The sequence below is a fragment of the Actibacterium sp. MT2.3-13A genome, from assembly GCF_018139985.1.
Classification (GTDB): Bacteria; Pseudomonadota; Alphaproteobacteria; order Rhodobacterales; family Rhodobacteraceae; genus JAGSOU01.
This window is the reverse complement of record NZ_JAGSOU010000017.1, coordinates 25,566-52,306: the sequence shown is the minus strand read 5'-3', so window position 1 is coordinate 52,306 and position 26,741 is coordinate 25,566. Positions and strand designations below refer to the sequence as shown.

General features: G+C 69.1%; 26 protein-coding genes. 11 read left to right on the top strand and 15 right to left on the bottom strand.

Features of this window, described 5'->3' with window-relative positions:
- Positions 1-7: 7 nt before the first annotated feature.
- From KCI33_RS14480 to KCI33_RS14460, 5 genes are all read right to left on the bottom strand, one after another.
- Complete coding sequence (locus KCI33_RS14480) at positions 8-2,902, bottom strand: formate dehydrogenase subunit alpha (RefSeq protein WP_212525512.1); 2,895 nt, start codon at positions 2,900-2,902, stop codon at positions 8-10.
- An 85-nt stretch (positions 2,903-2,987) separates the two neighbouring features.
- On the bottom strand, positions 2,988-3,185 hold the full coding sequence (locus tag KCI33_RS14475) for a ubiquinol-cytochrome c reductase iron-sulfur subunit N-terminal domain-containing protein (protein WP_212525511.1): 198 nt from the start codon (positions 3,183-3,185) through the stop codon (positions 2,988-2,990).
- Between the two features lie 80 nt (positions 3,186-3,265).
- Positions 3,266-3,877, bottom strand: a complete 612-nt coding sequence (locus KCI33_RS14470) for a molecular chaperone TorD family protein (RefSeq protein WP_212525510.1) — start codon at positions 3,875-3,877, stop codon at positions 3,266-3,268.
- Between the two features lie 21 nt (positions 3,878-3,898).
- A complete protein-coding gene (locus tag KCI33_RS14465; protein ID WP_212525509.1) occupies positions 3,899-4,534 on the bottom strand; it encodes a DUF3306 domain-containing protein in 636 nt (211 codons plus the stop codon).
- On the bottom strand, positions 4,534-5,076 hold the full coding sequence (locus tag KCI33_RS14460) for a DUF3305 domain-containing protein (protein WP_212525543.1): 543 nt from the start codon (positions 5,074-5,076) through the stop codon (positions 4,534-4,536). The genes KCI33_RS14465 and KCI33_RS14460 overlap by 1 nt, the downstream gene beginning before the upstream one ends.
- Positions 5,077-5,444: 368 nt before the next feature.
- On the opposite strand from KCI33_RS14460, the gene KCI33_RS14455 reads away from it, so the two are divergent.
- Complete coding sequence (locus tag KCI33_RS14455; protein ID WP_212525508.1) at positions 5,445-7,403, top strand: 4Fe-4S binding protein; 1,959 nt, start codon at positions 5,445-5,447, stop codon at positions 7,401-7,403.
- On the opposite strand, the gene KCI33_RS14450 is transcribed toward KCI33_RS14455, so the two are convergent.
- Positions 7,397-8,152 (bottom strand): cytochrome c, encoded by a 756-nt coding sequence (locus KCI33_RS14450; RefSeq protein ID WP_212525507.1) that lies wholly within the window; start codon positions 8,150-8,152, stop codon positions 7,397-7,399. The genes KCI33_RS14455 and KCI33_RS14450 overlap by 7 nt on opposite strands.
- Before the next feature lie 64 nt (positions 8,153-8,216).
- On the opposite strand from KCI33_RS14450, the gene KCI33_RS14445 reads away from it, so the two are divergent.
- From KCI33_RS14445 to KCI33_RS14430, 4 genes are read left to right on the top strand one after another with little or no spacing between them, the layout of a single operon-like run.
- The gene (locus KCI33_RS14445; RefSeq protein ID WP_212525506.1) at positions 8,217-8,417 is read left to right on the top strand and encodes a DUF6494 family protein; all 201 of its coding nucleotides are present in this window, start codon (positions 8,217-8,219) and stop codon (positions 8,415-8,417) included.
- The gene (locus KCI33_RS14440) at positions 8,414-9,481 is read left to right on the top strand and encodes an Mrp/NBP35 family ATP-binding protein (protein WP_212525505.1); all 1,068 of its coding nucleotides are present in this window, start codon (positions 8,414-8,416) and stop codon (positions 9,479-9,481) included. Before KCI33_RS14445 ends, KCI33_RS14440 begins: the two co-directional genes overlap by 4 nt.
- Positions 9,478-10,212 (top strand): biotin/lipoate--protein ligase family protein, encoded by a 735-nt coding sequence (locus KCI33_RS14435; protein ID WP_212525504.1) that lies wholly within the window; start codon positions 9,478-9,480, stop codon positions 10,210-10,212. The genes KCI33_RS14440 and KCI33_RS14435 overlap by 4 nt, the downstream gene beginning before the upstream one ends.
- A gap of 4 nt (positions 10,213-10,216) precedes the next feature.
- Complete coding sequence (locus tag KCI33_RS14430; protein ID WP_212525503.1) at positions 10,217-10,696, top strand: DUF6505 family protein; 480 nt, start codon at positions 10,217-10,219, stop codon at positions 10,694-10,696.
- 55 nt (positions 10,697-10,751) lie between these two features.
- On the opposite strand, the gene KCI33_RS14425 is transcribed toward KCI33_RS14430, so the two are convergent.
- The 4 genes from KCI33_RS14425 to KCI33_RS14410 form a co-directional block, all read right to left on the bottom strand.
- Entirely contained in the window at positions 10,752-11,504 is a 753-nt protein-coding gene (locus KCI33_RS14425; RefSeq protein ID WP_212525542.1) for a substrate-binding domain-containing protein, read from the bottom strand.
- Positions 11,505-11,551: 47 nt separating this feature from the next.
- Complete coding sequence (locus KCI33_RS14420; RefSeq protein ID WP_212525502.1) at positions 11,552-12,262, bottom strand: ATP-binding cassette domain-containing protein; 711 nt, start codon at positions 12,260-12,262, stop codon at positions 11,552-11,554.
- Positions 12,256-12,960, bottom strand: coding sequence for an ABC transporter permease (locus KCI33_RS14415; protein WP_212525501.1), 705 nt, complete (start codon positions 12,958-12,960; stop codon positions 12,256-12,258). The genes KCI33_RS14420 and KCI33_RS14415 overlap by 7 nt, the downstream gene beginning before the upstream one ends.
- Before the next feature lie 116 nt (positions 12,961-13,076).
- Positions 13,077-13,589 (bottom strand): DUF2478 domain-containing protein, encoded by a 513-nt coding sequence (locus KCI33_RS14410; protein WP_212525500.1) that lies wholly within the window; start codon positions 13,587-13,589, stop codon positions 13,077-13,079.
- Between the two features lie 86 nt (positions 13,590-13,675).
- On the opposite strand from KCI33_RS14410, the gene KCI33_RS14405 reads away from it, so the two are divergent.
- From KCI33_RS14405 to glp, 4 genes are read left to right on the top strand one after another with little or no spacing between them, the layout of a single operon-like run.
- Positions 13,676-14,548 (top strand): formate dehydrogenase accessory sulfurtransferase FdhD, encoded by an 873-nt coding sequence (locus KCI33_RS14405; protein ID WP_349252213.1) that lies wholly within the window; start codon positions 13,676-13,678, stop codon positions 14,546-14,548.
- The gene (gene mobA, locus KCI33_RS14400; RefSeq protein ID WP_212525498.1) at positions 14,545-15,156 is read left to right on the top strand and encodes a molybdenum cofactor guanylyltransferase MobA; all 612 of its coding nucleotides are present in this window, start codon (positions 14,545-14,547) and stop codon (positions 15,154-15,156) included. Before KCI33_RS14405 ends, mobA begins: the two co-directional genes overlap by 4 nt.
- Complete coding sequence (gene mobB / locus KCI33_RS14395) at positions 15,153-15,647, top strand: molybdopterin-guanine dinucleotide biosynthesis protein B (RefSeq protein WP_212525497.1); 495 nt, start codon at positions 15,153-15,155, stop codon at positions 15,645-15,647. The genes mobA and mobB overlap by 4 nt, the downstream gene beginning before the upstream one ends.
- Complete coding sequence (glp, locus tag KCI33_RS14390; protein WP_212525496.1) at positions 15,644-17,785, top strand: gephyrin-like molybdotransferase Glp; 2,142 nt, start codon at positions 15,644-15,646, stop codon at positions 17,783-17,785. The genes mobB and glp overlap by 4 nt, the downstream gene beginning before the upstream one ends.
- A gap of 4 nt (positions 17,786-17,789) precedes the next feature.
- On the opposite strand, the gene KCI33_RS14385 is transcribed toward glp, so the two are convergent.
- Positions 17,790-18,017 (bottom strand): sulfurtransferase TusA family protein, encoded by a 228-nt coding sequence (locus KCI33_RS14385; RefSeq protein ID WP_212525495.1) that lies wholly within the window; start codon positions 18,015-18,017, stop codon positions 17,790-17,792.
- 157 nt (positions 18,018-18,174) lie between these two features.
- On the opposite strand from KCI33_RS14385, the gene KCI33_RS14380 reads away from it, so the two are divergent.
- Positions 18,175-19,866, top strand: coding sequence for an NAD(P)H-dependent oxidoreductase subunit E (locus tag KCI33_RS14380; protein WP_212525494.1), 1,692 nt, complete (start codon positions 18,175-18,177; stop codon positions 19,864-19,866).
- A 3-nt stretch (positions 19,867-19,869) separates the two neighbouring features.
- A complete protein-coding gene (gene fdhF / locus KCI33_RS14375) occupies positions 19,870-22,626 on the top strand; it encodes a formate dehydrogenase subunit alpha (RefSeq protein WP_212525493.1) in 2,757 nt (918 codons plus the stop codon).
- A 73-nt stretch (positions 22,627-22,699) separates the two neighbouring features.
- Here fdhF and KCI33_RS14370 read toward each other — a convergent pair whose 3' ends face one another.
- The 4 genes from KCI33_RS14370 to KCI33_RS14355 all read right to left on the bottom strand — a co-directional run bounded on the left by KCI33_RS14370 (position 22,700) and on the right by KCI33_RS14355 (position 26,648).
- Entirely contained in the window at positions 22,700-23,551 is an 852-nt protein-coding gene (locus KCI33_RS14370) for an ABC transporter permease (protein ID WP_212525492.1), read from the bottom strand.
- A gap of 7 nt (positions 23,552-23,558) precedes the next feature.
- Complete coding sequence (locus tag KCI33_RS14365) at positions 23,559-24,416, bottom strand: ABC transporter permease (protein WP_212525491.1); 858 nt, start codon at positions 24,414-24,416, stop codon at positions 23,559-23,561.
- 1 nt (position 24,417) lies between these two features.
- On the bottom strand, positions 24,418-25,518 hold the full coding sequence (locus tag KCI33_RS14360; protein WP_212525490.1) for an ABC transporter ATP-binding protein: 1,101 nt from the start codon (positions 25,516-25,518) through the stop codon (positions 24,418-24,420).
- A 71-nt stretch (positions 25,519-25,589) separates the two neighbouring features.
- A complete protein-coding gene (locus tag KCI33_RS14355; protein WP_212525541.1) occupies positions 25,590-26,648 on the bottom strand; it encodes an extracellular solute-binding protein in 1,059 nt (352 codons plus the stop codon).
- Between the last annotated feature and the right edge of the window lie 93 nt (positions 26,649-26,741).

Genomic DNA, 26,741 nt, shown 5'->3' with positions numbered 1-26,741 from the left:
TGACTCCTTATGCTGCGCTGATCTTGCAGAGGGTGGCCTTGGTCTCCTGCATCTGGGTGACCGAGTCGTAGCCGTAGGTCTGTGCGGTGTTGGTGGATTCACCCAGGACATAGGGATCGGCGCCCTCGGGATACTTGTCCCGCAGGTCCTTGCCCTGGAAATGCCCGCCGAAGTGGAAGGGCATGAAGGCAACGCCCGCCCCCACCCGCTCGGTGACCATCGCCATCACCTTGACCTTGCCGCCTTCCGGGCCTTCGACCCAGACCTGCGCCCCGTCGCGGACACCCAGATTGTTGGCGTCGCGCGGGTTGATCTCGACGAACATGTCCTGCTGGAGTTCGGCCAGCCAGGGGTTCGAGCGGGTCTCGTCGCCGCCGCCCTCGTATTCCACCAGGCGCCCCGAGGTCAGGATGATCGGGTATTCCTGGCTGAAGTCCTGCTTCTGGATCGAGGCATAAAGCGTCGGCAGACGGTAGAACTTCCGGTCCTCGTAGGTCGGATAGTCGGCCACCAGGTCGCGGCGGTTGGTGTAGAGCGGCTCACGGTGCAGCGGCACCGGGTCCGGGAAGGTCCACACCACGGTGCGGGCCTTGGCGTTGCCGTAGGGCGCGCAGCCATGCTTGATCGCGACCCGCTGGATGCCGCCCGACAGGTCGGTCTTCCAGTTGGTCTTGGGCCCGGCGATCGCGTCGATGGTGGCGCGCTCCTCGTCGGTCAGGTCACCGTCCCAGCCCAGGTCCATCAGCATCTGCATGGTGAACTCGGGATAGCCGTCCTGAATCTCGGCACCCGGGTTGGACACGCCCTCGGCCAGCAGGTTCTGGCCGTCACGCTCGACACCGTAGCGGGCGCGGAACGGCAGGCCGCCGTCCTTGACCGGCTTGTTGATGTCGTAGAGGTTCGGCGAACCGGGATGGTTGAGCTCGGCGGTGCCCCAGCAGGGCCACGGCAGACCGTAGTAGTCGCCGTCGGCCGGGCCGCCCACCGCGCGCAGCGTGGTCTTGTCGAAGGTGTGCTGGTTGGCCATGTGCAGCTTCAGCCGCTCCGGCGACTGGCCGGTATAGCCGATGGTCCACATGCCCCGGTTGATCTCGCGCAGGACGCTCTCGACATTCGGGGTCTCGGCATCTTCCATTTCGATGTTGCGGAAAATGCGGTCGGCGAAACCGAACTTGTTGGCGAATTTCGCGATGATCACATGGTCGGGCTTGGATTCGAACAGCGGTTCGAAGATCTGGTCGCGCCACTGGATCGACCGGTTCGACGCGGTGACCGAACCGCGGGTCTCGAACTGGGTCGCGGCCGGCAGCAGGTAGACGCCATCGGTGCGGTCATGCAGCACGGCCGAGACGGTCGGATAGGGATCGACCACGACCAGCATGTCCAGCTTTTCCATCGCCGTCTTCATCTCGGTCATGCGGGTCTGCGAGTTCGGCGCATGCCCCCACAGAACCATCGCACGGACGTTGTCGGGCTGATCGATGTTCTCCTTGTCCTCGAGAACGCCGTCGATCCAGCGCGACACCGGGATGCCGGTGCGGTTCATCAGGTTGACGTCCTTACCGTCCGCATCCTTCTCGGTGTAGAACCGGGCCTTGAGCCAATCCAGATCCTCGCCCCAGACGCGCGACCAGTGGCCCCAGGCCCCTTCGGACAGGCCGTAGTAGCCCGGCAGGTCGTGGCTGAGCACGCCGAGGTCGGTCGCGCCCTGCACGTTGTCGTGGCCGCGGAAGATGTTGGTGCCGCCGCCCGACACGCCCATGTTGCCCAGCGCGAGCTGCAGGATGCAGTAGGCGCGGGTGTTGTTGTTGCCGTTGGTGTGCTGGGTGCCGCCCATGCACCAGATCACGGTGCCGGGACGGTTGTTGACCAGGGTGCGCGCCACGCGCTCAAGCTGGCTGCCCGGCACGCCGGTCACGCGCTCGGTCTCCTCGGGGGTCCACTTCTTCACCTCGTCCCGGATCTGGTCCATGCCCCAGACACGGGTGCGGATGAACTCCCGGTCTTCCCAGCTGTTCTCGAAGATGTGCCACAGGATGCCCCAGATCAGGGCGACGTCCGAGCCCGGACGGAAGCGCACATATTCGTCGGCATGGGCCGCGGTGCGGGTGAAGCGGGGGTCGCAGACGATCAGCGGCGCGTTGTTCTCTTCCTTGGCCTTCAGAACGTGCAGCAGCGAGACCGGGTGCGCCTCGGCCGGGTTGCCGCCGATGATGAAGATGGCCTTGGAGTTGTGGATGTCGTTGTAGCTGTTGGTCATGGCGCCGTAGCCCCATGTGTTCGCCACGCCCGCCACGGTGGTCGAGTGGCAGATCCGCGCCTGGTGGTCCACGTTGTTGGTGCCCCAGTAGGCGGCGAACTTGCGGAACAGGTAGGCCTGTTCGTTGCTATGCTTGGCCGAGCCCAGCCAGTAGACGCTGTCCGGGCCGCTTTCGTCGCGGATCTGCAGCATCTTGTCGCCGATCTCGTTGATCGCCTGATCCCAGCTGATCCGCTTCCACTCGCCACCCTCTTTCTTCATCGGGTATTTCAGGCGGCGCTCGCCATGCGCGTGCTCGCGCACCGAGGCGCCCTTGGCGCAGTGGCTGCCCAGGTTGAAGGGGCTGTCATAGCCGGGCTCCTGCCCGATCCAGACGCCGTTATCCACCTCGGCCATGACGGTGCAGCCCACCGAGCAGTGGGTGCAGATCGACTTCACCGTGTCCACGGCGCGGGTCACGGCCTCCTGCGCCTCGGCGCGGGTCACGGTACCGCCCGTCACGCCCAGCGCGGTCAGGCCGCCGATGGCCAGACCCGAGCCGCGCAGGAAGGCGCGGCGGTCAACGGTTTTCTCGGCGACGGTGGATAGCAGCGGCGTACGATGCGCGCTGCGCGCAACCCCGCTTGTCTTCTTCCTGAGCATCATTCTCTCCCTTGCTTGCACGGTGCCCCGCACCGGTGCGCTTGCTTGGTCTCGCCCCCCTGTCCGCCGGGGAGCAGATCTGGCCTCAGAACCGGGCCGAGTTGTAATAGGCGCGGGTTTGCGCGGTGTCCTTCAGGCCGCTGGTGCCGGTCTGCGCTTCGGTCGCGGCTGCGGCCTCGGTGCTGCCGACCGCAACGGCCGCAACGGCCGCCGGCGCGGAGGTGGCCGCGAACTTGAGAAAGTCGCGGCGGTTTGTCTTTTCGCTGTTGGATGTCTCAGCCATCTTCGTTTTCCTTCCTCATTGTCCGGCAGGCCCTCCCTGCCCCGGTGCCCCGGGCCCGCGCGGGGCCCGCAGGCGTGTTGTCAGCTTCCGGCCATCCGGAATGCCTCGCGCTCGATCTCCATGAAGAGCCGGCCGACGGTGCCCACCGGCGTGTAGAAGACCGAGGTCTTGGCCCCTTCGAGATCGCTGAAGAAATGCCCGGCCCAGGGGCCGATGTGGCGGTTGAAGAACTCGCGCTGCTGCTCCAGCGTCGCCGGCGCGCCGAAGCGGCCCTCGATCAGGCCGGCCATCATCTCCATCAGGCTGGCGATGTTGTCCTCCGGCTCATAGACATTCGGCGCCCGCTTGATCGCGCGGGCGGCCATGTCGGCACGCAGCGCGGCCAGCGGTTTCTCGTTCAGGAAACCGGTCATGTAATAGCTGGCATAGGGCACCAGCTCGCCCCGGCCGATGCCGATGAAGAGGTCGTTGAACTCGCGCTCTGCGCCCTGCTCCGTCGTGGCCCCGGCCAGCTTGGCCAGCGTGGTGATCGCCTGCCCCAGGAGCGAGCCGTCGCCGGTCAGCCGCGCGGCCTGCCCCAGCAGCCCGCGCGACGGCGGGCCGGCCAGAAGGGCCGCCAGGAAATCATAGAGATCCGCGCGCAGCTTGTCCTCTTCGGGGATCGTCACGTCCGTTTGGGCGGCCTGTGTCATCTAAGTCCGGTCCTTCCTCGGTCAGCTATCAAAGGCGAAGCGCATGTGGCGGCGGGGCAGCGGGGCGGGCTCGGCCGCCTCGCTCATGTCCTCGACCGCGGTCTCGTATTCGGCGACTTCGCGCAGGCGGGGCGCGGCGGGCTCTGCCGCGGCCTCCACGGTCTCGGCTTCGGGCGCCTCGGGGGCGGCCTCATCCGGGGCGGCGGCAGCTTCTTCCTGCGCGCCCTCCAGCGCCTGCGCGGCAAGGCTGCGGACATGCTCATACATGCCCCGGCCCACCTCGTAGGCGGTGCGCAGGTCGGGCGTCACGGTGGCGGCGTCGGTGAAATCCTCGCCGTGATCGACCAGCCCGTCGAGATTGGCCAGCACCGGGTTCGAGGTCCACAGCTTGCGCAGCGCGCGGCGGCGCAGCCGCTCCGGCACGGCGCGCTGCATGAAAGCGGCGAAATCGTCGCCGGGCCGCAGCGTGTCGGGATCGGGCAGGCCGAGCTCTTCCAGCAGCTCGGCATCGGTCTTCTCGGCCTCGGCGCGGGCGCGCTCTTCCTCGGCCAGCGCCTGCTCGGCGGCGCGCAGCGTTTCGGCCTCGGCCTCCTCCTCGGCACGGACGGCCGCGCGCCGGCGCGACCAGAAATCCCCCGCCTCCCGCAGTTGCGCCATCACGCGTCTCCCCGCGACAGGCCGCCCGGGGCGCGGTAGACGTCGCTGGCCTGGCGGATCCGCGGATCGCCCTTGCCATCCTCGACCAGGTCCACACGCTTGCGGTCGCGCTTGCGCTTGATGAAGGGGGTCTCGACATGGTGCTCGGCCACGAAATCGCGCACCCAGCCGATCAGGCCGAGGGGCATCGGCACCAGCTCCACCAGCCGCCCGCCGCTTTCGGCGTAGCCCTGGCCCTCATAGGCCGAGGCTGTCACCAGGTCGGGACGCCAGGGCATGTCCGCGTCGGGATCGGTGTCCTCGCTCATGATGACGTAGAGGCCCGGCGTCTTGGCCGAGAGCGCCACCAGATAGGCGTCGGTATCCGAGGAATAGAGATGCAGGGTCAGCGTCGCGGCGTGGTATTCCACCGCTTCGCCCTCGCGCCGCAATTCGCGCCAGTCGGCGGGGCCGGCACCGGGCAGAACGGCGACGACCTTCCACGACCATTTCTGCCAACGGGTCACGCCCGGAGTCTTCCGGACGACGATGCCCAGAGGCATGGATTCGCAGATTACCGCCATTCGTCTTGGTGACCTCCCCCGTCGTGCCTGCACGTTCGCGCGCTGTTCAGATGAGCCTGCCGTCATCCCGAGCCGGCCGCCAACAGGATTTTTTTCGAATCGCCGGATTTTTCGTCTGAACGCCCAAGGACTGGACAAAATGTCCACTTCGGGATTTGCAGCAATTTGCCGCAAGGACGAATTGTCCAAATGCCGAGCAACCACCTATTTTCGTCGGTTATTTTTCGCTGGGAAATTGGGCGAATCATCCCATTTCTGCTTTACGGCTCGACTCGTTTCGTGCCTAGCATCGCGCCGCATCAGCGCCATGCGTTACAGGCAAGTCACCGCGTCCGGGGAGGGGATCAATGGCTAAGCAATTGATTTTATGCAACTGTCTTGGGACTCAGGCCCTCGATGCCGAGGCCCTGAGCGCCGCGACGGGATTGCCCTGCTCGCGCGTGCACAACGCGCTGTGCACCCGCGAAATCGAGAGCGCGGCGAAGGCCATTGCGGGCGGCGAGGCGGTGATCGCCTGCGCCCAGGAGGCCCCGCGCTTCGAGGAGCTGGCCGAGGACCTGGGGATGGACGCGCCGCTCTGCGTCGACATCCGCGATCGCGCCGGCTGGGGCGGCGGCGGTGATGCCACGGCCAAAATGGCTGCCCTGATCGCCGAGGCGCAACTGCCCGCCCCGCCCGAAAAGACCATCGACGTCGCCTCCGAGGGCACCTGCCTGATCATCGGCCGCGCCGACGTGGCCCTGCCCGCAGCCGAGCGCCTGGCCGACACGCTGGCCGTGACCGTGCTGCTGCCGGAGGGCGACGACGACCTGCCGCTGACGCGCCGCTACGAGGTGATCGCGGGCCGCCTGAAGCGCGCGCAGGGCAGCCTCGGCAACTTCACCCTGCGCCTCGACGCGCTGCGGATGCTCGATCCCGGCGGGCGCGGCGGCTTTGCCCTGACATCCCCGCGCGACGGGGCTGAGACCCGCTGCGACGTGATCCTGGACCTCGCCGGCGCCACGCCGCTCTTCCCCGCCCCGCACAAGCGCGACGGCTACCTGCGCGCCGATCCCGGCAGCGCCGGCGCGGTGGCGCAGGCTGTGTTCGAGGCGGCGCAGATGGTGGGCACGTTTGAGAAGACCCTGCACCTGTCCCTGGAACAGCACCTGTGCGCCCATTCGCGGGCCGGGCAGGTCGGCTGCACGCGCTGCCTCGACATCTGCCCGACCGGCGCGATCTTCCCCGATGGCGACCATGTCGAGGTCGATCCGATGATCTGCGCGGGCTGCGGCGCCTGCTCCTCGCTCTGCCCTTCGGGCGCGATCAAGTATGACGCGCCGCCCGTGTCCCACCTCATGACCCGCATCCGCACCCTGGCCGAGGCCTATCTGGCCGCCGGCGGCGCGGCGCCGCGCCTGCTGGTGCATGACGAGACCCACGGCGCCGAGATGATCGGCCTTTCGGCCCGCTTCGGCCGGGGCCTGCCGGCCGACGTGATCCCGCTCGCGGTGCCGGCGCTGGCCGGCTTCGGCCACGCCGAGATGCTGGCCGCGCTCGCCTCGGGTTTTGCCGGCGTGACCGTGCTGCCCAGCCCCCGCACCGAGCGCGACCCGATCGCGGCCGAGATCGCGCTGGCCGCGGCCATGGGCGGCGAGGACCGCCTCGCCCTCCTGGACGTGGACACGCCCGACGCGATGAGCGCCGCGCTCCATTCCGGCACCGCCCGCCCGACCGACGTCTCCCCCGTCCTGCTGATGGGCGGCCGGAGGCAGGTGGCGCGGCTGGCCGCCAAGGCGCTGATGCCGGGGCGCGACGCGCCCGTGCCGCTGCCGCAGGGCGCCCCCTATGGCGCGGTGCTGGTCGACACCGACAAATGCACGCTGTGCCTGTCCTGCGTCTCGCTCTGCCCGTCGGGCGCGCTGCTCGACAACCCGGACAAGCCACAGCTGCGCTTTCAGGAGGATGCCTGCCTGCAATGCGGCATCTGCGCCACCGTCTGCCCGGAAACCGCGATCGCGCTGGAGCCGCGCTTCGACCCCAGCGACGCGGTGATGTCGCAGAAGGTCCTGAACGAGGAAGAGCCGTTCTGCTGCATCGAATGCGGCGCGCCCTTCGGCGTGAAATCGACGGTCGAGCGCATCCTGGAGAAGCTGGAGGGCAAGCACGCGATGTTCACCGGCAACGGCGCGGGGCGGCTGATCCAGATGTGCGACGACTGCCGCATCAAGGCGCAGTATCACGGCGAGAACAACCCGTTCTCGGGCGGCGAGCGTCCCCGCGTGCGCACGACCGAGGATTACCTCAGCCGGCGCCGCGATCACTGATGCACGATCTCGGCCCCCAGATCCGCTGGCGCGACCGACGCGGCATAGGCCATCAGCGCCTCGGCCTCCTCGAGCGTCAGCTCGACGGGGATGATCGCCGGCGGCCGCGTCGGATCGAAGGGCGGGCTGATGCCCTCGACCCGCAGGAAGGCGGGATGGGGGTTCAGAACGTAGAACGCGGTGAAGCGGTCGGCCCAGTCGGGCAGCGCCCGCAGCGCCGGAAAGGACGGGGTCGAGCCGATGCCGCTGCTGCGGTCGTCGTCGTGGGTTCGGTGGCAGCGCGCGCAGTGCCGCAGCGCGACCTCGCGGCCCAGCGCCGGGTCGCCGTCGAGGGCCGGGGCCGGCCCGGCCTGCTGCTGCCGCGCGGCGGCAAAGGGCGCGCCCTGCTCCGGCTCGAAGGCCGCGATGGTACGCTGCCCCACATCGGAGCTCAGCCAGTCGGCGAAGCGGCGCGCGGCGGCGTTCTCGCCGGTCAGGCGCAGCGCGTAGACGGTGCCTGCCCGCGCCATCACCGCCGTTCCGGCCTGCGGATCGGCGCTGATCACCGCGTCGGCGGCGCCGCCGCCGACCAGTTCGGCCCGGCGGCTGGTCTTGAGCGCGAAGCGCGGCAGGAGATAATCCATCAGCCCGCTCTCGGCGACCTCCGCCGGCACGCTCAGACGGAACTGCCGCGCCTCTTCGGCGCGGCTGGGAAGGGCGGACAGCATCAGCAATGTCAGCCCGGCAAGTTTTGCGATTACCCTGTGCATCGTGCCATGCTAGGGGCGCCGCTGCACGGCGGTCAATCACCAACAGCAATCACAGGAGTCTCCCATGGATGACGAATTCAACATGTCGCTGCGCAAGTTCCTGAAGCAGGTCGGCGTCACCTCGCAGCAGGCGATCGAAGAGGCGATGCGCAAGGCCGGGGCCGGCGCCGCCGGCAAGGGCCACAAGGTCCGCATGGTCCTGACCATCGAGGATCTGGACATGCAGCATGTGGTCGAAGGCGAGATCAAGGGCCCGGCAGCATGAGCGCAACCCGCGAAACCGTTCTGGCCGCCCTGCGCGAGGTCATCGACCCGGTCGGCGGCAAGGATATCGTCACCGCCGGCATGGTCCGCGCCCTGACCGTCGAGGGCGAGGCCGTGCGCTTCGTCCTCGAGATCGATCCGGCGCGCGCCGCCAGGATGGAACCCGCCCGCGCCGAGGCCGAGGCGCGGGTCACGGCCCTGCCCGGCGTGGCGACGGTCTCGGTGGTGATGACCGCCCACGCCGCCGCCCCCAAGCCGCCCGAACTGAAGCTGGGTGGCCACGCCAAGCCCTCGGGCCCGGAAAAGGTGCCCGGCGTCGACCGGATCATCGCGATCGCATCGGGCAAGGGCGGCGTGGGCAAATCCACCGTCTCGGCCAACCTGGCCTGCGCGCTGGCCGCCGAGGGCCGCAAGGTGGGGCTGTTGGACGCAGATGTCTACGGCCCCTCGCAGCCGCGCATGCTGGGGGTGTCGGGCCGGCCGGCCTCGCCCGACGGCAAGACCATCCTGCCGCTGCGCAACCACGGCGTGACGCTGATGTCGCTGGGCCTGATGACGCAGGAGGACGAGGCCGTCGTCTGGCGCGGCCCGATGCTGATGGGCGCGCTGCAGCAGATGCTGTTCCAGGTGCAGTGGGGGGCGCTCGACGTGCTGATCGTCGACCTGCCGCCGGGCACCGGCGACGTGCAGATGACGCTGGCGCAAAAGACCCATCTCGACGGCGCGATCGTGGTCTCCACCCCGCAGGACGTGGCGCTGCTGGACGCGCGCAAGGGCATCGACATGTTCAACAAGCTCAAGACCCCGATCATCGGGCTGATCGAGAACATGAGCGTGCATGTGTGCTCCAACTGCGGCCACGCCGAGCACATCTTCGGCCACGGCGGCGTGGCCGCCGAGGCCGAGAAGCTGGGCGTGCCGCTGCTGGCCGAGATCCCGCTGCATATCGACATCCGCACCGCCGCCGACGGCGGCGCGCCGATCGTGGTGTCGCAGCCGAACGCGCCGCAGGCGCAGGCGTTCCGCGATCTCGCCCGCAGGCTGGTGGCCGAGGGGCGGGCATGACCATCCTGACGCCCCAGTTCCCACCGCTGATGAAGGGGCTGGCCGCAGGGCCGGCCAACCCCTTCACCATCGCCTGCACCGAGGCCGCGCGCGGCACCGATGCAGGGTTGCTGCCCTGGTCGCTGACCGACGAGCGGCTGCGCGCGGCGCTGGTGCTGGCCCCCGAGGAGCCGCTGCACAGCGCCATGGCCGCGTTCTGCGCCTGCGGCGTGGGCCTGCAGAACGCGCTCGGCGTCCTGGCCCCGCCCGAGACCGCCGTGCACCTGGAATGGACCGGCGGCATCCGGCTGAACGGCGGGCATTGCGGCGGGCTGCATGTCGCGGCCAGCACCCGCGCCCCCGGCGCCACGCCCGACTGGATCGTGATCGGGCTGGAGCTGACCCTCTCCCTGCCCGATGCCGAGCTGCTGGAGCCGGGCCAGACCCCCGACTGGACGGCGCTGGCTCAGGAGGGCTGCGGGGATATCGATCCGCTGGCCCTGCTGGAGGGCTGGGCCCGCCACAGCCTGGTCTGGCTGCACGAGCTGGACAGCGGCAGCGGCCGCGCCAATCTCTACCGCGAATGGCGCGGGCTGGTCTGGAAACTGGGCGAGGACATATCCGTGCCGCTGACGGGCGAACGCGCCGAGGGCACCTTCCTCGGCGTGGACGAGGATTTCGGCATGGTGCTCAAGCCCACCACCGGCGCCACCCGCCTGATCCCGCTGACAACCCTTCTGGAAGAGGTCTGAGCCCATGCTTCTGGCGCGCGCCATCCATTTCGACGAAAGCGACCGCAACGTGTTCCATTCGCCCGCGCGCACCGGCGAATGGGCGATCAGCGGCGGCTTCGAATTCTCCAACTGGTCCGAGGCCGACCTGGTGGGCAAGGCGCGCCAGGCCTTCGCCAATGGCTGGCTGGGGATCGAGACCTTCGGGCGGGCGACCTTCGTCGCCGTGACCCGCATCGAACAGGCCGAGTTCGACGCGCTGGCCGAGGCCCTCGCCCGGCATTTCATGGAGGTCTACGGCGCGCCCTCGATCGAGGCCGCCCTGCCCGTCGCCACCGAGGAGTTGCGCCACATGGCCGAGCTGTGCGCCGATCACGCGCCCAACACGGTGCTGACCGTGCGGCGCGAACTGACCGAGGCCGGCGTGCGCGAGGAATACCGCTTCATCGAGGCCTCCGAGGCCGGGCTGGAGCAATTCGCCATCCACGCCATGCCCGACGAATAGAAAAGGCGCCCGCCGGAGACCGGCGGGCGCCTCTTCACGTCGCTTCGGCCGCGGCCTATTCGGCCTTGGCGTTGAAGGTGAACAGCTTTTCGCCGTTCAGCATGTAGCCGTCGATCAGCGCCTTGGCGCGGTCACTGACCAGCCAGGCCTCCAGCTTGTTGGCCAGGTCGTTCTTCACATGCGGGTGCTTCGCGGGGTTCACCGGCAGGAAGGCATACTGGTTGAACAGCACCGGGTCGCCTTCGAAGACCAGCTTCAGATCGCCCTTGTTGGCGAATTTCAGCCAGCTCGCCCGGTCCGACATGATGTAGGCGTTCATGCCCGAGGCGGTGTTCAGCGCAGCACCCATGCCTTGGCCCACGGCGCGATACCAGTCGCCCTGCGGCTCGATGCCCGCGGCCTTCCACAGGCTCAGCTCCATCTTGTGCGTGCCGCTGTCGTCGCCGCGGCTGACGAAGGGCGCCTGGGCCGCCGCGATCGCCTGCAGCGCGCCGGTGGCCTTGTCGGCCTTGGCCGCGCCGGCCGGATCGTCCGACGGGCCGACGAAGATGAAGTCGTTATACATGATCTCGCGGCGATGGGTGCCGTTGCCCTCGGCCAGCCATTTCTCCTCGGCCGCCTTGGCATGCACGAGCACCGCGTCCACGTCGCCCTCGGCGCCCAGCTTCAGGGCCTGGCCGGTGCCCACCACCAGCAGCTGAACGGTGATGCCGGTGTCCTTTTCGATCTCGGGCAGCAGCACCTCGGCCAGCCCGGAGTTGGCGAAAGAGGTCGTCACCGACATCTTCATTTCCTCGGCCTGCGCCATGGTGGCGAAGACCGCGGTCGCCGCGGCGGCGATGATTGTCCTGAACTTCACAATACGATGTCTCCCTTCAGATACGCTTGTGCCTGGCTGCTTTGCGGCGCGTCGAAGAAGGCCGCGCTCGGGCCTTGTTCGGCGAGTTTCCCGTCGTGCAGAAACACCACGTCATCGGCCAGGCGCCTGGCCTGCCCGATATCGTGGGTCGACATCACGATCCGCGTGCCGCCGGCGCGGATCCGGTTGAGGATCTCCTCGATCTCACGGGTCGAGCGGCCGTCGAGATTGGCCGAAGGCTCATCCAGGAACAGCAGCGCCGGCTCCAGGATCAGCGCCCGGGCCATGGCCATCTTCTGCTTTTCGCCCCCGGACAGGTCGCTCACCTCCTTCTTCAGGTTGACCCTGAGGCCGACCTGTTCGGCGCAGGCCGCCGCGCGCTCGCGCGCCTCGGCGCGCTTCACGCCCCGCAGCCGCAGCGGGTAGGCGATGCTGTCGAGCGCCGAGCGGCGCATCAGCACCGGCGTCTGGAAGACGAAGGCCTGCCTCTCGCGCAGCGCGTTGCCGTTGCCCGCCCAGCGGATCTGCCCGGACGAAAGCCGTTCCAGCCCGTGCAGGGCGCGCAGAAGCGTCGTCTTGCCCGCGCCGTTCGGCCCCATGACCATTGTGATCCCTTCGGCCCCGAGGGTCAGCGACACCGGCCCGACGATGACGCGCCCGCCGCGGCGCAGCTCGACGCCCTCCAGAACGATCATCCCGCTCACCATCGCGACCCCCTCTCGGTGCGCGACAGGAAATGCAGCGCCAGGTTGACCGAGATCGCCAGCCCGATCAGCACGAAGCCCAGCGCCAGCGCCATGTCGAACGCGCCCTTGCCGGTCTCCAGCGCGATGGCGGTGGTCAGAACGCGGGTGGCATGGTCGATGTTGCCGCCCACGATCATGATCGCGCCCACCTCGCCGACGCCCCGGCCGAAGCCCGCCAGCGAGGCCGTCATCAGCGCCCGCCGCCCGTCCCACAGCAGCGTCACGATGCGCTGCAGGCGGTTGGCCTTCAGTGAGATCAGCAGGTCGTGGTAATCGGCCCAGAGCTCGCGGATCGCCTGATGCGAGACCGAGGCGACGATCGGCGTGATGATGATGACCTGCGCGATCACCATCACCGTGGGCGTGAACAGCAGCCCCAGCGCCCCCAGCGGCCCCGAGCGCGAGAACAGCACATAGACGATCAGACCCACCACCACCGGCGGGAGACCCATCAGCGCGTTCAGCACCGCGATCACCACCCGGCGCGCCGGAAAGCGGTTGATCGCCAGCCACGCGCCCAGAGGCAGCCCGATGGCCGAGGCGATGACCGCCGCGCCGAGGCTGACCTGCAGCGACAGTGCCGTGATCTCGACAAGGTCGGCATCGAGCGTGACCACCAGCCGGGCCGCACGCGCCATACCTTGAAGAATGTCATTCATTTCAGAATGTTCCGTCTTTGCTTGAGGGGCAGAGATGACACAGCGTCACGACCGCCGGAATGGACAATTTGGGGAATTCAGGCCGACGGAGGGGACATTTTGACCCGCCACGGGGCTCAGCCGGCCGCCAGCGCCCGCTGCGCCATGCACCACGCGTAGATCGCCTGCGCGTCATTGGGCAGGGGCTCGGCCAGATCCTCGGCGAATTCGAGGAATCTTTCCACATTGTCTCGGTTCACCGCCGTCAGCACCGGGATGCCCGCGGCCAGCGCCTCGCCGACCAGCGGGCGGAAGCCGCGGCCGTCGATCTCCTGCTTGCCGTATTTGTTGACGATCAGCAGATCGGGATGCTCGGCCAGCGCGGCGGCGACCAGCCCCACCGCGCTTTCCAGCCCGTCCGGGTCCAGCCGGCAGCCGCGCGCGAGCGCGCCGAGGTTCTGGCTGATCCGCACCACCCGGTCGCGCGACAGGATATGCAGGTCCATGTCGCATTTGCGCGCCGGGTCGGTGTCAAGGTTGACCTGCACGGCGCCGGCCAGCGGCACGCCCTCGGCCATCATCCGCTCGGCCACCTCGCGGATCAGCAGATCCGCCGCGCCGCGCCCGTCGGCAACCACATAACCCAGCATCGCATCCCCCCTTGCATGTCGTCAGACCGGCATACAAGATGCCCGCCGTGCAGGAAAGAGACCCCGATCCCAAAAGGACCCGCCGCGTGACGCTTCCCGATCTTCCCCTTCTGCCTGATCCCTCCGCGCCGCGGCTGACCCGCCGGATCACCGGCACCGACCAGACCGGCGCCCCGGCCGAGATCTCGGTGGTCGAGGAGCGGCCGCTGACGATCTACCTCAACCGGCAGGAGATCGTCACCGCCATGACGATCGGGGATTATCCCGAATACCTGGCGCTGGGTTTCCTGCGAAATCAAGGCATGCTGCTGCCGGACGACGAGGTGACCGGCGTCGATTACGACGACGAGACCGAGACCGTGGTGGTCCGCACCACGCGGCAGACCTCCTACGAGGAAAAGGTGCAGAAAAAGACCCGCACCAGCGGCTGCGCGGTCGGCACCGTCTTCGGCGACATGATGGAGGGGCTGGAGGGGCTGGTGCTGCCGCCCGCCGAGGTCCGCACCAGCTGGCTCTATGCCCTGGCGAAAGAGATCAACACCACGCCCTCGCTCTATCTGGAGGCCGGCGCGATTCACGGCACGGTGCTGTGCCAGCAGGACAGGCCGCTGGTCTATATGGAGGATGTCGGGCGCCACAACGCGGTGGACAAGATCGCGGGATTCATGTTCCGCCATGGGGTGAGCGCCGGGGACAAGATCCTTTACACCACCGGGCGGCTGACCTCGGAGATGGTGATCAAGACCGCGCTGATGGGCATCCCGGTGCTCGCCTCGCGCTCGGGCTTCACCGCCTGGGGGGTGGAGATCGCGCGCCAGGTCGGCCTCACCCTGATCGGGCGGATGCGCGGACAGCGCTTCGTCTGCCTGGCGGGCGAGGAGCGCCTGCTACGCGACATCGACCCGGGACAGGTGCCCGAGGAACCCGCGAAACACCGGCGCAAGGGGGCCGAGGCATGAGCGGCATTCCGGGCGTCATCCTGGCCGGCGGCAAGGCCACCCGCATGGGCGGCGGCGACAAGGGGCTGCGCGCGGTAGGCGGCAAGCGCCTGCTCGATCACGTCATCGCCCGCCTTGCCCCGCAATGCGCGGCCCTGGCGATCAACGCCAATGGCGCGCCCGACCGCTTTGCCGAATTCGCCCTGCCGGTGCTGCCCGACAGCCTGCCCGATCACCCCGGGCCGCTGGCGGGTGTGCTGGCCGGGCTGGACTGGGCCGCCGATGCGGGGTTCGAGGCCATCGTCACCGCCGCCGCCGACACGCCCTTTTTCCCGCGCGATCTGGTCGCGCGGCTACGTGAGGCCGCGGGCCCCGAGGGGCTGGCACTGGCCGGCTCGCGCGACGAAAACGGCAAGCTCTGGCGCCACCCGACCTTCGGCCTCTGGCCCGTCGCCCTGCGCGACGACCTGCGCGACGCGCTGCAGGGGGGCCTTCGCAAGATCGTGCTGTGGACCGACGCGCATCAGGCCGGTCTGGCAGAGTTTTCCGCCCGACCCTTCGACCCGTTCTTCAACGTCAACACCCCCGAAGACATCGCCGAGGCCGAGCGCCTCTTGGAGGCGCTGTGAGGGTCTACGGCGTCACCGGCTGGAAGAACGCGGGCAAGACCGGGCTGATGGAGCGGCTGGTCTGCGAAATCACGTCGCGCGGCTTCAGCGTCTCCACCGTCAAGCACGCCCATCACAGCACCGATGTCGATCAGCCCGGGCGCGACAGCCACCGCCACCGCGCGGCCGGCGCGCGCGAGGTGATGCTGGCCTCGCCCCACCGCTGGGCGCTGATGCATGAGCTGCGCGGGGCCGACGAGCCGCCGCTGGAGGCGCTGTTGGCGCGGCTCTCGCCCGTCGATCTGGTGCTGATCGAGGGGTTCAAGCGCGCAGACCATCCCAAGATCGAGGCGCATCGCGCCGAGACCGGCAAGCCGCTGCTGGCGCTGCAAAACGCCACCATCCGCGCGGTCGCCGCCGACGGCCCGCAGCCGGGCTGCGCCCTGCCTGTCTTCGACCTCGACGACACCGCGGCCATTGCCGATTTCATCCTGCGGGAGGTGGGGCTGTGAGGTTCGACCACATCGCCATTCTCGACTGGTCGGCGGCCGGCCGGCCCAGGCGCGGCAAGGATTCGATCTGGCTGGGCCTCGCCGGCCCGCAGGGCGTGACGGCGGAAAACCTGCCCACCCGCGCCACCGCCGAGGCGCGGCTGAACGCGCTGGTCGCCGAGGCACTGGCCGCCGGAGAGCGGCTGCTGATCGGCGCCGATCTCAGCTTCGGCTTCCCGCGCGGCTTCGCCCCCGCCCTGACCGGCGCGGCGGAGGCGCTCTCGGTCTGGGCCTGGCTCGCGGCGCGGCTCGAGGACGGGGCCGACAACGCCAACAACCACCGCGCCCTCGCGGCGCTGGCCAACGCGACCTTCCCGGGCGAGGGCCCGTTCTGGGGCAACGCCGCCCGGGCCGAGGTGCCCGGCCTGCCCCGGCGCAAGCCCGCCCTGCCCGCCAACCTGTCCGAGTTTCGCGAAACCGACCACGCCTGCCGCGCGCCCGGCGTGACCCCTTCGCCGGTCTGGCAGCTGGCCGGCGCGGGTGCCGTGGGCGCGCAGAACCTGACCGGCCTGCCGGTGTTGCAGCGCCTGCGCACGCGGTTCGGCGGGGCCGTCTCGGTCTGGCCGTTCGAGGCGCCCGATGCGCCGGTGGTGCTGGCCGAGGTCTACCTCTCCATGCTGTCCGCCGAGGTCCGCGCGCTCTGCCACGAGAACCCGGCGATGGTGACCGACGAGGCGCAGGTGCGGCTGCTGGCGCAGGCGCTGATGGCGCTGTCGCGGCAGGACGCCCTGGCCCCGCTCTTCGCCCCCGATCAGCCCCCCGCCCTGCTGGCCGAGGAGGGCTGGACGCTGGGCGCGGGTCAGCAGATGGCGCTGCGCGCCGCCCTGCCCGCCACCCGCACCCCGCCGCGGCTGCGCAACGACTGTTTCGCCATGCCGCAGGGCGTGGACTGGGTGCCGGTGGACGAGGCGCTCGACCGGCTGCGCGCCGCGCTGCACCCGGTCACCGCCCTCCAGACCCTGCCCACCGCGCAGGCGGCGGGGCGCATCCTGGCCACAGACTGCACCGCGCGCCGGTCGAACCCGCCGCGGCCGAACGCAGCCGTGGACGGCTATGGCTTCGCCCATGCCGCCACCGGCGCCGGCCCCCAGCGCCTGCCGCTGGTCGCGGGCCGCGCCGCCGCCGGTCAGCCCTATGCCGGCGCGGTGCCGCAGGGCGCCGCGATCCGCATCCTGACCGGCGCGATCCTGCCCGGGGGCGTGGATACCGTGGTGCTGGAGGAGGACACCGCGCTGGACGGCGCGGCGGTCCTTTTCGACGGGCCGGTGAAGCCGGGCGCCAACACCCGTAACGCGGGCGAGGACGTGGCCGAGGGCGCTTTGGCGCTGCCCGCCGGCCACCGGCTGCGCGCGCCCGACCTCGCGCTTCTGTCGGCGCTCGGCATCGCCGAGGTCGATGTCTACCGCCCACTGCGGGTAGGCGTCCTGTCGACCGGGGACGAAATCATCCCCAGCCCCGCGACGCCGGCCGCGCCGCACCAGATCTGGGACGCCAACCGCCCCATGCTGCTGGCGCTGGCCCGCGGCTGGGGCTGCGAGGCGGTCGATCTCGGCCATGTGCGCGACGATGCCGCGAGGATCGGCAAACGCCTGAGCGAGGGCGCGGCGAAGGCCGACGTGATCCTGACATCGGGCGGCGCCTCGGCCGGGGACGAGGACCATGTCTCGGCCCTGCTGCGCGCGCGCGGCACGCTGTCGAGCTGGCGCATCGCGGTCAAGCCCGGCCGCCCGCTGGCGCTGGCGCTGTGGGAGGGCACGCCGGTCTTCGGCCTGCCCGGCAACCCGGTGGCGGCGCTGGTCTGCGCGCTGGTCTTCGCCCGCCCGGCGCTGTCGCTGATGGCCGGCGGCGGCTGGCAGCAGGCGCAGGGCTTCACGGTGCCCGCCGCGTTTTCGAAAAACAAGAAGCCGGGCCGGCGCGAATTCCTGCGCGCCCGTCTGAATGCCGAGGGCGCGGCGGAGGTGTTCAAATCCGAAGGCTCCGGCCGGATCAGCGGGCTGAGCTGGGCCACCGGGCTGGTCGAACTGCCCGACGGCGCGCTCGAGGTCACGCCGGGCACGCCGGTGCGCTTCTTCCCCTACGCCGCCTTCGGTCTGGTCTGAGGGGCTAGCGGCGCTCGATCAGGTAGATCTGCGCCTCGCCCTCCTGCGCGCTGTCGAGCAGCAGGTTGCCGGATTCGTTGCAGTAATGCGGCACGTCCACCACCGCCGCCGGGTCGGTGGCGATCAGGCGCAGGACCTGACCCTGCGCCATATCCTTCAGCCGCTTGCGCGCCTTGAGCACCGGCAGCGGGCACAGCAGGCCGCTGGCATCGAGTTCCTGATCCCACGTCATGCGCCCAGAGATATTCCGCGCACGCGGGCCTGTCCATCCGTCAGGCGGCTGCCGCCGATAGAAATCTTCTATCGGGCAACGGTTCAGCGAAATTGACGCCCGCCCGGCGCGCGACGCACAACCGGGAACACTCAACGGCGCGCGGGGGGAGGCGGGCATGGCATTGGACCAGCAGAAGGGCATCTGGAAATCGGGCCGCGGCGGCGGGCGCGGACGGGCCACGCCCAAGGGCCGGCAGCTCGACGACAGGGCCTGGGAGGAGGTCCGCGCCCTGCTGGACGACCGGCCGCGCCGGCGCGACCTGCTGATCGAATTCCTGCACCTGATCCAGGACGCCTGCGGCCACCTCCCGGCCGCGCATCTGCGGGCGCTGGCCGAGGAGATGCGCCTGTCCATGGCCGAGGTCTGGGAGGTGGCGACGTTTTACGCCCATTTCGACCCGGTGCGCGAGGGCGAGGCGCCGCCGCCGGAGCTGACCATCCGCGTCTGCGACTCGCTCTCCTGCGAGATGGCCGGATCGGAGGCGTTGTTCGAGGCGCTTTCGCAGGGCCGCGACCCGGCGCGCATCCGCGTGCAGCGCGCGCCCTGCATGGGCCGCTGCGACACCGCCCCGGCGGTGGAGATCGGCCACCGCCATGTCGACCGCGCCACGCCGGAAAGGGTGCAGGCGGTGCTCGACGCGGGCGATGTCCACCCCGAGATCCCCGAATACGAAAATCTTGCCGCCTATCGCGCCGGGGGCGGCTATGAAAAGCTGCTGACGCTGCGTGCGACCGGCGACTGGCAGGCGGTGCAGGAGGATCTCCTTTCCGCCGGGCTGCGCGGGCTGGGCGGCGCGGGCTTCCCATCGGGCCGCAAATGGGGCTTCGTGCGCGCCAATCCCGGCCCGCGCTACCTCGCCGTGAACGGCGACGAAGGGGAGCCCGGCACCTTCAAGGACCGCCATTACCTCGAACGCAACCCGCACCTGATGCTGGAGGGGATGCTGATCGCCGCCTGGGCGGTCGAGGCCGAGAAATGTTTTGTCTACATGCGCGACGAATACCCCGCCGTTCTGCACATCCTGCGCGCCGAGATCGCGGCACTGGAGGAGGCCGGGATCGTGCCCGTGGGCCATATCGACCTGCGCCGCGGCGCGGGCGCCTATATCTGCGGCGAGGAATCCGCGATGCTGGAGTCGATCGAGGGCAAGCGCGGCCTGCCCCGCCAGCGCCCGCCCTATGTGGCGCAGCTGGGCCTCTTCGGCCGGCCGACCCTGGTGCACAACGTGGAGACCCTGCACTGGATCGCCCGCATCTGCCGCGAGGGGCCTGAGGTCCTGTCCGCGACCGAGAGGAACGGGCGCAAGGGGCTGCGCAGCTATTCGGTCTCGGGCCGGGTGGCGCGGCCGGGGGTCTACCTGCTGCCCGCGGGCTCGACCATCCGCGACGTGATCGCCGCGGCGGGGGGCATGGCCGAGGGGCATCGGCTCAAGGCTTATCAGCCGGGCGGGCCGTCCTCCGGCCTGCTGCCCGCGCATCTGGACGACGTGCCGCTGGATTTCGACACGCTGCAACCGCATGGCACCTTCATCGGCTCGGCGGCGGTGGTGGTTCTGTCGGACCGCGACAGCGTGCGGGACGCTGCGCTGAACATGCTGCGGTTTTTCGAGGCCGAGAGCTGCGGGCAATGCACCCCCTGCCGGGTCGGCTGTGAAAAGGCGGTGACGCTGATGCAGGCCAAACGCTGGGACCGCGCGCTGCTGGAGGATCTGGGCACGGTGATGGCCGACGCCTCGATCTGCGGGCTGGGACAGGCCGCGCCCAACCCGATCAGGCTGGTGATGAAGCATTTCGCGGATGAGGTCTGAGCCATGAGCGGGAACATCACCTTCACCCTCGACGGCCAGAACGTCACCGCCGCCCCGGACGAGACCATCTGGCAGGTGGCCAAGCGGCAGGGCACCACGATCCCGCATCTGTGCCACAAGGACCAGAGCGGCTATCGCCCCGATGGCAACTGCCGCGCCTGCATGGTGGAGATCGAGGGGGAGCGCGTGCTCGCCGCCTCCTGCTGCCGGGCGCCGAGCGACGGGATGGTGGTGAACACCGCCTCCGCCCGGGCGGAGAGCGCGCGCAAGCTGGTGATGGAGCTGCTGCTGGCCGACCAGCCCCACCGCGAAAAGGCCCATGACGCCGGGTCGCACCTGTGGGACATGGCCAAGGCAAACGGCGTCAGCGACAGCCGCTTCCCGAAGCTGGAGGAGGGGCGCATTCCGCTGCTCGACGACTCGCATGTCGCCATGCGCGTGAACCTCGACGCCTGCATCCAGTGCGGGCTCTGCGTGCGCGCCTGCCGCGAGGTGCAGGTCAATGATGTGATCGGCATGGCGGGGCGCGGTCACGATGCCTACCCGACGTTCGATTTCGCCGACCCGATGGGCGACAGCACCTGCGTCGCCTGCGGCGAATGCGTGCAGGCCTGCCCCACCGGCGCGCTGATGCCCGCCAGCGCGCTGGACCCGGCCCAGCACGGCGACAGCACCGATTACGACCGCGAGGTGCAGTCGGTCTGCCCGTTCTGCGGCGTCGGCTGCCAGGTCTCGCTCAAGGTCAAGGACGGGCGGGTGAAATATGTCGAGGGGATCAACGGCCCGGCGAACGAGGGGCGGCTCTGCGTCAAGGGGCGGTTCGGCTACGACTACATCCACCACCCGCACCGCCTGACCAAGCCGCTGATCCGGCTGGAGGGCGCGCCAAAGGGCCTGAACGTGGACCCCGCCAACCCCTTCACCCATTTCCGCGAGGCGAGCTGGGACGAGGCGCTGGATTTCGCCGCGCAGGGGCTGGCGAAACTGAAGGCCGAACGGGGCGGCGCGGCGGTGGCGGGCTTCGGCAGCGCCAAATGCACCAACGAAGAGGCCTACCTGTTTCAGAAGCTGATCCGCCAGGGCTTCGGCCACAACAACGTGGACCACTGCACGCGGCTCTGCCATGCCTCCTCGGTCGCCGCGCTGATGGAGAACGTGGGTTCGGGCGCGGTCACCGCCACCTTCAACGAGATCGAACACGCCGAGGCCGCCATCGTCATCGGCGCCAACCCGTCCGAGAACCACCCCGTCGCCGCCACCTATTTCAAGCAATTCGCGCGGCGCGGCGGCAAGCTGATCGTGATGGACCCGCGCGGCACGGCGCTGCAGCGCCACGCCACGCAAATGCTGCAATTCCGCCCCGGCGCGGATGTTGCGCTGCTCAATGCCATCATGTCGGTGATCGTCGAGGAAGGGCTTTACGACCAGACCTATATCGACCGCTTCACCGAGAACTGGGAGGCCGAGAAAGAGCACCTCGCCGGCTTCGCGCCCGAGCGGATGGAGGGCATTACCGGCATCCCCGCCGAGACCATCCGGCAGGTCGCCCGCGACTTCGCCAAGGCCGAGGCGGGCATGATCTTCTGGGGGATGGGCGTGTCCCAGCATGTCCACGGCACCGACAATTCGCGCTGCCTGATCAGCCTGGCGCTGATGACCGGCAATGTGGGAAAGCCCGGTGCGGGGCTGCATCCCTTGCGCGGGCAGAACAACGTCCAGGGCGCCTCGGACGCCGGGCTGATCCCGATGTTCCTGCCCGATTACCAGAGCGTCGCCGACGACGCGGTGCGCGGCGCCTTTGCCGAGCTCTGGCAGTCCGGCGATTTCGGCGCGGAAAATGGGCTGACCGTGACCGAGATCCTCGATGCGGTGCACGCGGGCCGGATCCGGGGCATGTATATACTGGGCGAGAACCCGGCCATGTCCGACCCCGACGTGACCCATGCGCGCGCGGCGCTGGCCGCGCTCGATCATCTCGTGGTGCAGGACATCTTCCTCACCGAGACCGCCAATTACGCCGACGTGATCCTGCCCGCCGCCGCCTTCTATGAAAAGACCGGGACCGTGACCAACACCAACCGGCAGGTGCAGATGGGCCGCGCCGCGGTCACGCCGCCGGGCGCCGCGCGCGAGGACTGGGCGATCACCGTGGCGCTGGCGCGGCGGCTGGGCCTGCCCTGGGACTACACCCACCCGGCGCAGGTCTTTGCCGAGATGAAGCAGGGGATGAAGTCGCTGTCGAACATCACCTGGGAGCGGCTTGAGGCCGAGAACGCCGTCACCTACCCCTCCCTCGCCCCCGACGATCCGGGGCAGGCGATCATGTTCGGCGATGGCTTCCCCCGCGAAGGCGGCCGCGCGCGCTTCGCCCCCGCCAGCGTCATCCCGCCCGACGAGCAGCCCGACGCGGACTACCCGATGGTCCTGACCACGGGGCGGCAGCTGGAGCATTGGCACACCGGCTCCATGTCCCGGCGCTCGAAGGTGCTGGACGCGGTGGAACCGCAGGCCAACTGCTCGCTCCACCCCGCGACGCTGCGGCGGCTTGGGGTGGAGCCCGGCGGCCAGGTGCGGCTGGAGACCCGCCGCGGCGAAATCACGATGATGGCCCGCGCCGACCGGGCGGTAGCGCCCGACATGGTCTTCGTCCCCTTCGCCTATGTCGAGGCGGCGGCGAACATCCTGACCAACCCCGCGCTCGACCCCTACGGCAAAATCCCCGAGTTCAAATTCGCCGCCGTAAGGGTCAGCGCGGCCTGAGCGGCCCGGCGCGCCGGGCCGGCCGAAACGAAGAGGCTCGGCCGGCCCCCGGCGGGGCCGGCCGCTGCCTTTCTCAACTCTTTTTCTGGAAGGCGATCATCCCCAGCGCCAGCAGGGACGAGCCGATCATCAACAGCAGCGACACGGCGTTCAGCACCGGCGTCGAGCCCTCCTTCAGCCGGTCGAACATGGTGATGGTCAGCGGCGCGTCCGAGCCGACCAGCATCAGCGTGGTGTTGAAATTCTCGAAGCTCATGAGGAAGGCCACGACAAAGGCCCCGATCATCGCGGGCGCGAGGAACGGCAGGGTCACTGTGCGCACCGCGGTCAGGCGCCCCGCGCCGAGATTCAGCGCGGCCTCTTCGAGGCTCTCGTCGAACTTGCGCAGCCGGGCCGAGATCACCAGCGTCGCGATTGTGGTGATGAAGGAGAACTGGCCGAGGACGACCAGCACCAGCCCCGGACGCAGCGCCTCGATGTCCCAACCCATCCCGTCCTCGACGCCGTTGGCCAGGGTGCTGGAAAAGACGAGGATCGAGATGCCCAGCACGATGCCGGGGATGACCAGCGGCAACAGCATCAGCACATAGAGCAGCCCGCGCAGCCGGAATCGGTGGCGGTTGAACAGGAAGGCGTTGCAGGTGCCCACCGCCACCGACAGCAGCGAGACGCAGAGGCCGACGAAGGCCGAGGTGCCGATCGCACGCAGGATCGGGCGCTCGTGGAACACGCCGATCACCGGCCGCGCGTCGCCGAAGAACCAGGCCCAGGTGAACCCCTCCCAGGGCAGGGACGGGAACTGGCTGTCGTTGAAGGCAAAGACCGACACCACTGCCAGCGGCAGCGCGAGATAGACGAAGAACAGCGCGACATAGGCGTTGTAGGCAAGGCGGACGGCGCGGGGCTGTCGGATGCTCGGGATCATGGCGCGGCTACCCCATCGTTTTCTCAAGCGTCTGGCCGGTCAGGCGCAGCACGGCCCAGACGATGACCGAGGACAGCAACAGCAGCATGAAGCCGAAGGCCGCCCCCAGCTCCCAGTTGAAGCGCACGATGAACTGCGAATAGATCAGCTCGGTGAACCACAGGCTTTCCTTGCCGCCCAGCATGGTCGGCGTCAGGTAGTTGCCCAGCGACAGCATGAACACGACGATGCAGCCCGACACGATGCCGGGCATGGCGTGGGGGATGACGATCTCTCGCAGGATGCTCGGCCCGCTGCCGCCAAGGTCGTAGCCCGCCTCGATCACGCTGTCGTCGAGGCTTTCCAGCGTGGTCACCAGCGGCACCACCATGAACAGCATCGAGGTGTAGACCAGCCCCACCATCATGGCGACGTCGTTATAAAGCATCTCGACCGGCCCATCGACGAGGCCCGCCCACTGCAGCAGGCCGCTGAAGACGCCGGTCTCGCGCAGCAGGATCATCCAGCCGAAGGTGCGCACCAGCTCGGACACCCAGAACGGCACGAGGCAGAGCAGGAACAGCGCCGACTGAACCCGCCCCTTGGCGATCTTGGCGATGTAGTAGGAGACCGGGAAGGCGATGAGCAGCGTCAGCGCCGTCGCAAGAACCGACATCAGCGCCGTGCGCAGGAAGGTCCAGAGATAGAGCGGCTCGGTCAGAAACGTCAGGTAGTTGGCGAGGCTGGTCCGGTATTCGCCCACCCCCACCCGCTCGCGCAGCGACACCAGCAGCATGTCGATATGCGGGATGACGATCAGCAGCGTGAGCCACAGCAGCAGCGGCGTCAGCAGCAGGAACAGCCCCAGTCTCGATTGCGCGCGCATCTCAGGCGCTGCCCGCGGGGAAGCAATTGGCCTGATCGCCGGACCAGCCGATATGGATCGACGCCCCCCTGCTCAGCGTGGCGTAGTCGCCCGATTGCGGAATGGCGACCTCGATTTCGGCGCCGTTGCCGTCGTCGCGCACCAGGATGCGGCTGGCCGCGCCGTTGAACAGAAGGCTGGTGACGGTACCGCAGATCCGGTTCTCGAAATGCGCCACCTCTCTTTCGTCACGGGCGACGCGGATCGCCTCGGGGCGGACGAAGATCTCGGCGCTGTCGCCGGGGTTGAGCGCGCGTCCGTGCCGCGCCCCCTTCATCACGATCCCGGTCTCGGTCCGCAGCTCCAGCGCGTCGCCGTTCACGCGTTCCACCTTGCCGCGCCAGCGGTTGGCCTCGCCCACGAAGCCCGCGACGAAGGCGGTCTCGGGGCGGTAGTAGAGTTCGCGCGCGGTGCCCAGCTGTTCGAACCGGCCGTGGTTCATCACCGCGATCTGGTCGGACATCACCAGCGCCTCGGACTGGTCGTGGGTGATGTAGACGAAGGTGGTGTTGAAGGCGCTCTGCAGCTTCTTCAGCTCGATCTTCATGTGCTCGCGCAGCTTCAGGTCCAGCGCGCCCAGCGGCTCGTCCAGCAGCAGCACGTCGGGCTCCAGCACCATGCAGCGCGCGATGGCGACCCGCTGCTTCTGGCCGCCCGACAGCTCATCGACCTTGCGGTTGCCGATGCCCGGCAGGCCGATCCGCTCCAGCGCCTCGCCGACCTTGCGCTCGATCTCGGGTTTCGGCATCCCGGCGCGGCGCAGCCCGTAGCCGATATTCTCGGCGATGGTCATCATCGGGAACAGCGCGAGGTGCTGGAACACCATGTTCACCGGGCGCCTGTTCGGCGGCACGTTCAGCACCGATTTCCCCCTGATCAGGATGTCGCCGCCGCTGGGCTCCAGGAACCCCGCGATCATCCGCATGATCGTGGTCTTGCCGCAGCCCGAGGGTCCGAGGATCGAGAAGAAGGCGCCGGGCGGCACCGCGAAAGACACGTCCCGCACCGCGGCGGTGGCGTCAAATGTCTTGGTCAGGTTCGCGCATTCGAGATCGGGGAGCATGGCAGACTGGGCTTTTCCGGGAAAAGGAAACGGCACCCGCCTGCGCGGGTGCCGCCATGTGTCGGGCGGGGTCAGTTGGCCGCCTTGACCCGGTCGAGGGCCGCGCCCTCGATCACTTCCAGGCCCGCGGGCACCGGCGGATACCACTTGATGTTGTCCACTGCTTCGGGCGGGAAGCTGGCCTGGTAGCGCGCCTTCAGCTCGGCCGAGACGAATTCGTCGGCGCCCTTGGAGGCGGTGAAGTTGCCGGCGGCCTCGGTGATCATCGCCGCGATATCGGGGCGCATCACGAAGTTGATCCACTGATAGGCGGCATCCTCGGCCTTGGTCTTTTTCGGCAGGGCGAAGGTGTCGATCCAGCCCAGCGCACCCGAGGCGGGCGCGACGAAGGTGATGTCGGGGTTGTCGGCGTTCAGCTTCCAGCCGCCGGTATCCCAGGCCATCGAGGCCACGACCTCGCCGGAACGCATCAGCCCCATCAGCTCGTCGCCGCCGCCCCAATAGGTCTTCACGCCGGGCTTGCACGCGATCAGCTTGGCCTCGACCTGGTCGATGACCTGCTTGTAGGCGGCCTCGTCGCCATAGGCCGCGAAGGGGTCGAGCCCCATGGCGAAGGCGAAGCCGATCAGCGTCGGGCGCTTCAGCCGGTAGGAGACCTTGCCGGCCACCGCGTCGCCGCACAGGTCGGTGTAATCCCTGACCATGCCCGCCTTCGCGGTATCGACCACCAGGCCGCTGGTGCCCCAGACATGGGGCACGCCGTAGACCTCGCCGCCGACGGTGGTGTTGGCCTTGGTGGCCTCCAGCATCGAGGGGATGAAGAGCGAGGCGTCGATCTTGGACAGGTCGATGGGCTTGTAGATGCCGAACTCTTCCTGCGGGCCGGCGATGCGGTCCTGGCTGGGCTGGGCGAGGTCGAAGCCGCCGCCGCCGGTGGCGCGCAGCTTGGCGATCATTTCCTCGTTGTTCGACTTGGTGACCTCGACGGTGATGCCGGTTTCCTTCTCGAACATCGCGACGACGTTCTCGGGCGCATAGCCGCCCCAGGTCAGCAGGCGCAGGGTCTCGGCGCTGGCCGCGTCCGCCAGCCCCGCCGCCGTCGCGATGGCCGCCGACAGCACAAGCGGCATCTTGAGTGTGAAGAGTTTCATAATCGCTCCCTATCAATTGAGCTTTCCGGTCACGCACGCCACCTGCCATGAGTTGACGACAGTAATGCGACA

Excerpts from the sequence above, each read along its gene's own strand:
- KCI33_RS14365 (WP_212525491.1), bottom strand. The coding sequence starts at position 24,416 with ATGCGCGCGCAATCGAGACTGGGGCTGTTCCTGCTGCTGACGCCGCTG.
- KCI33_RS14450 (WP_212525507.1), bottom strand. The coding sequence starts at position 8,152 with ATGCACAGGGTAATCGCAAAACTTGCCGGGCTGACATTGCTGATGCTG.
- fdhF (WP_212525493.1), top strand. The coding sequence starts at position 19,870 with ATGAGCGGGAACATCACCTTCACCCTCGACGGCCAGAACGTCACCGCC.
- KCI33_RS14445 (WP_212525506.1), top strand. The coding sequence starts at position 8,217 with ATGGATGACGAATTCAACATGTCGCTGCGCAAGTTCCTGAAGCAGGTC.
- KCI33_RS14385 (WP_212525495.1), bottom strand. The coding sequence starts at position 18,017 with ATGACGTGGGATCAGGAACTCGATGCCAGCGGCCTGCTGTGCCCGCTG.
- KCI33_RS14460 (WP_212525543.1), bottom strand. The coding sequence starts at position 5,076 with ATGCCTCTGGGCATCGTCGTCCGGAAGACTCCGGGCGTGACCCGTTGG.
- KCI33_RS14360 (WP_212525490.1), bottom strand. The coding sequence starts at position 25,518 with ATGCTCCCCGATCTCGAATGCGCGAACCTGACCAAGACATTTGACGCC.
- KCI33_RS14425 (WP_212525542.1), bottom strand. The coding sequence starts at position 11,504 with ATGGCGCAGGCCGAGGAAATGAAGATGTCGGTGACGACCTCTTTCGCC.
- KCI33_RS14480 (WP_212525512.1), bottom strand. The coding sequence starts at position 2,902 with ATGCTCAGGAAGAAGACAAGCGGGGTTGCGCGCAGCGCGCATCGTACG.
- KCI33_RS14440 (WP_212525505.1), top strand. The coding sequence starts at position 8,414 with ATGAGCGCAACCCGCGAAACCGTTCTGGCCGCCCTGCGCGAGGTCATC.
- KCI33_RS14435 (WP_212525504.1), top strand. The coding sequence starts at position 9,478 with ATGACCATCCTGACGCCCCAGTTCCCACCGCTGATGAAGGGGCTGGCC.
- KCI33_RS14475 (WP_212525511.1), bottom strand. The coding sequence starts at position 3,185 with ATGGCTGAGACATCCAACAGCGAAAAGACAAACCGCCGCGACTTTCTC.
- KCI33_RS14470 (WP_212525510.1), bottom strand. The coding sequence starts at position 3,877 with ATGACACAGGCCGCCCAAACGGACGTGACGATCCCCGAAGAGGACAAG.
- KCI33_RS14355 (WP_212525541.1), bottom strand. The coding sequence starts at position 26,648 with ATGCCGCTTGTGCTGTCGGCGGCCATCGCGACGGCGGCGGGGCTGGCG.
- KCI33_RS14455 (WP_212525508.1), top strand. The coding sequence starts at position 5,445 with ATGGCTAAGCAATTGATTTTATGCAACTGTCTTGGGACTCAGGCCCTC.
- KCI33_RS14370 (WP_212525492.1), bottom strand. The coding sequence starts at position 23,551 with ATGATCCCGAGCATCCGACAGCCCCGCGCCGTCCGCCTTGCCTACAAC.
- KCI33_RS14430 (WP_212525503.1), top strand. The coding sequence starts at position 10,217 with ATGCTTCTGGCGCGCGCCATCCATTTCGACGAAAGCGACCGCAACGTG.
- KCI33_RS14420 (WP_212525502.1), bottom strand. The coding sequence starts at position 12,262 with ATGGTGAGCGGGATGATCGTTCTGGAGGGCGTCGAGCTGCGCCGCGGC.
- KCI33_RS14410 (WP_212525500.1), bottom strand. The coding sequence starts at position 13,589 with ATGCTGGGTTATGTGGTTGCCGACGGGCGCGGCGCGGCGGATCTGCTG.
- KCI33_RS14415 (WP_212525501.1), bottom strand. The coding sequence starts at position 12,960 with ATGAATGACATTCTTCAAGGTATGGCGCGTGCGGCCCGGCTGGTGGTC.
- mobA (WP_212525498.1), top strand. The coding sequence starts at position 14,545 with ATGAGCGGCATTCCGGGCGTCATCCTGGCCGGCGGCAAGGCCACCCGC.
- KCI33_RS14380 (WP_212525494.1), top strand. The coding sequence starts at position 18,175 with ATGGCATTGGACCAGCAGAAGGGCATCTGGAAATCGGGCCGCGGCGGC.
- KCI33_RS14465 (WP_212525509.1), bottom strand. The coding sequence starts at position 4,534 with ATGGCGCAACTGCGGGAGGCGGGGGATTTCTGGTCGCGCCGGCGCGCG.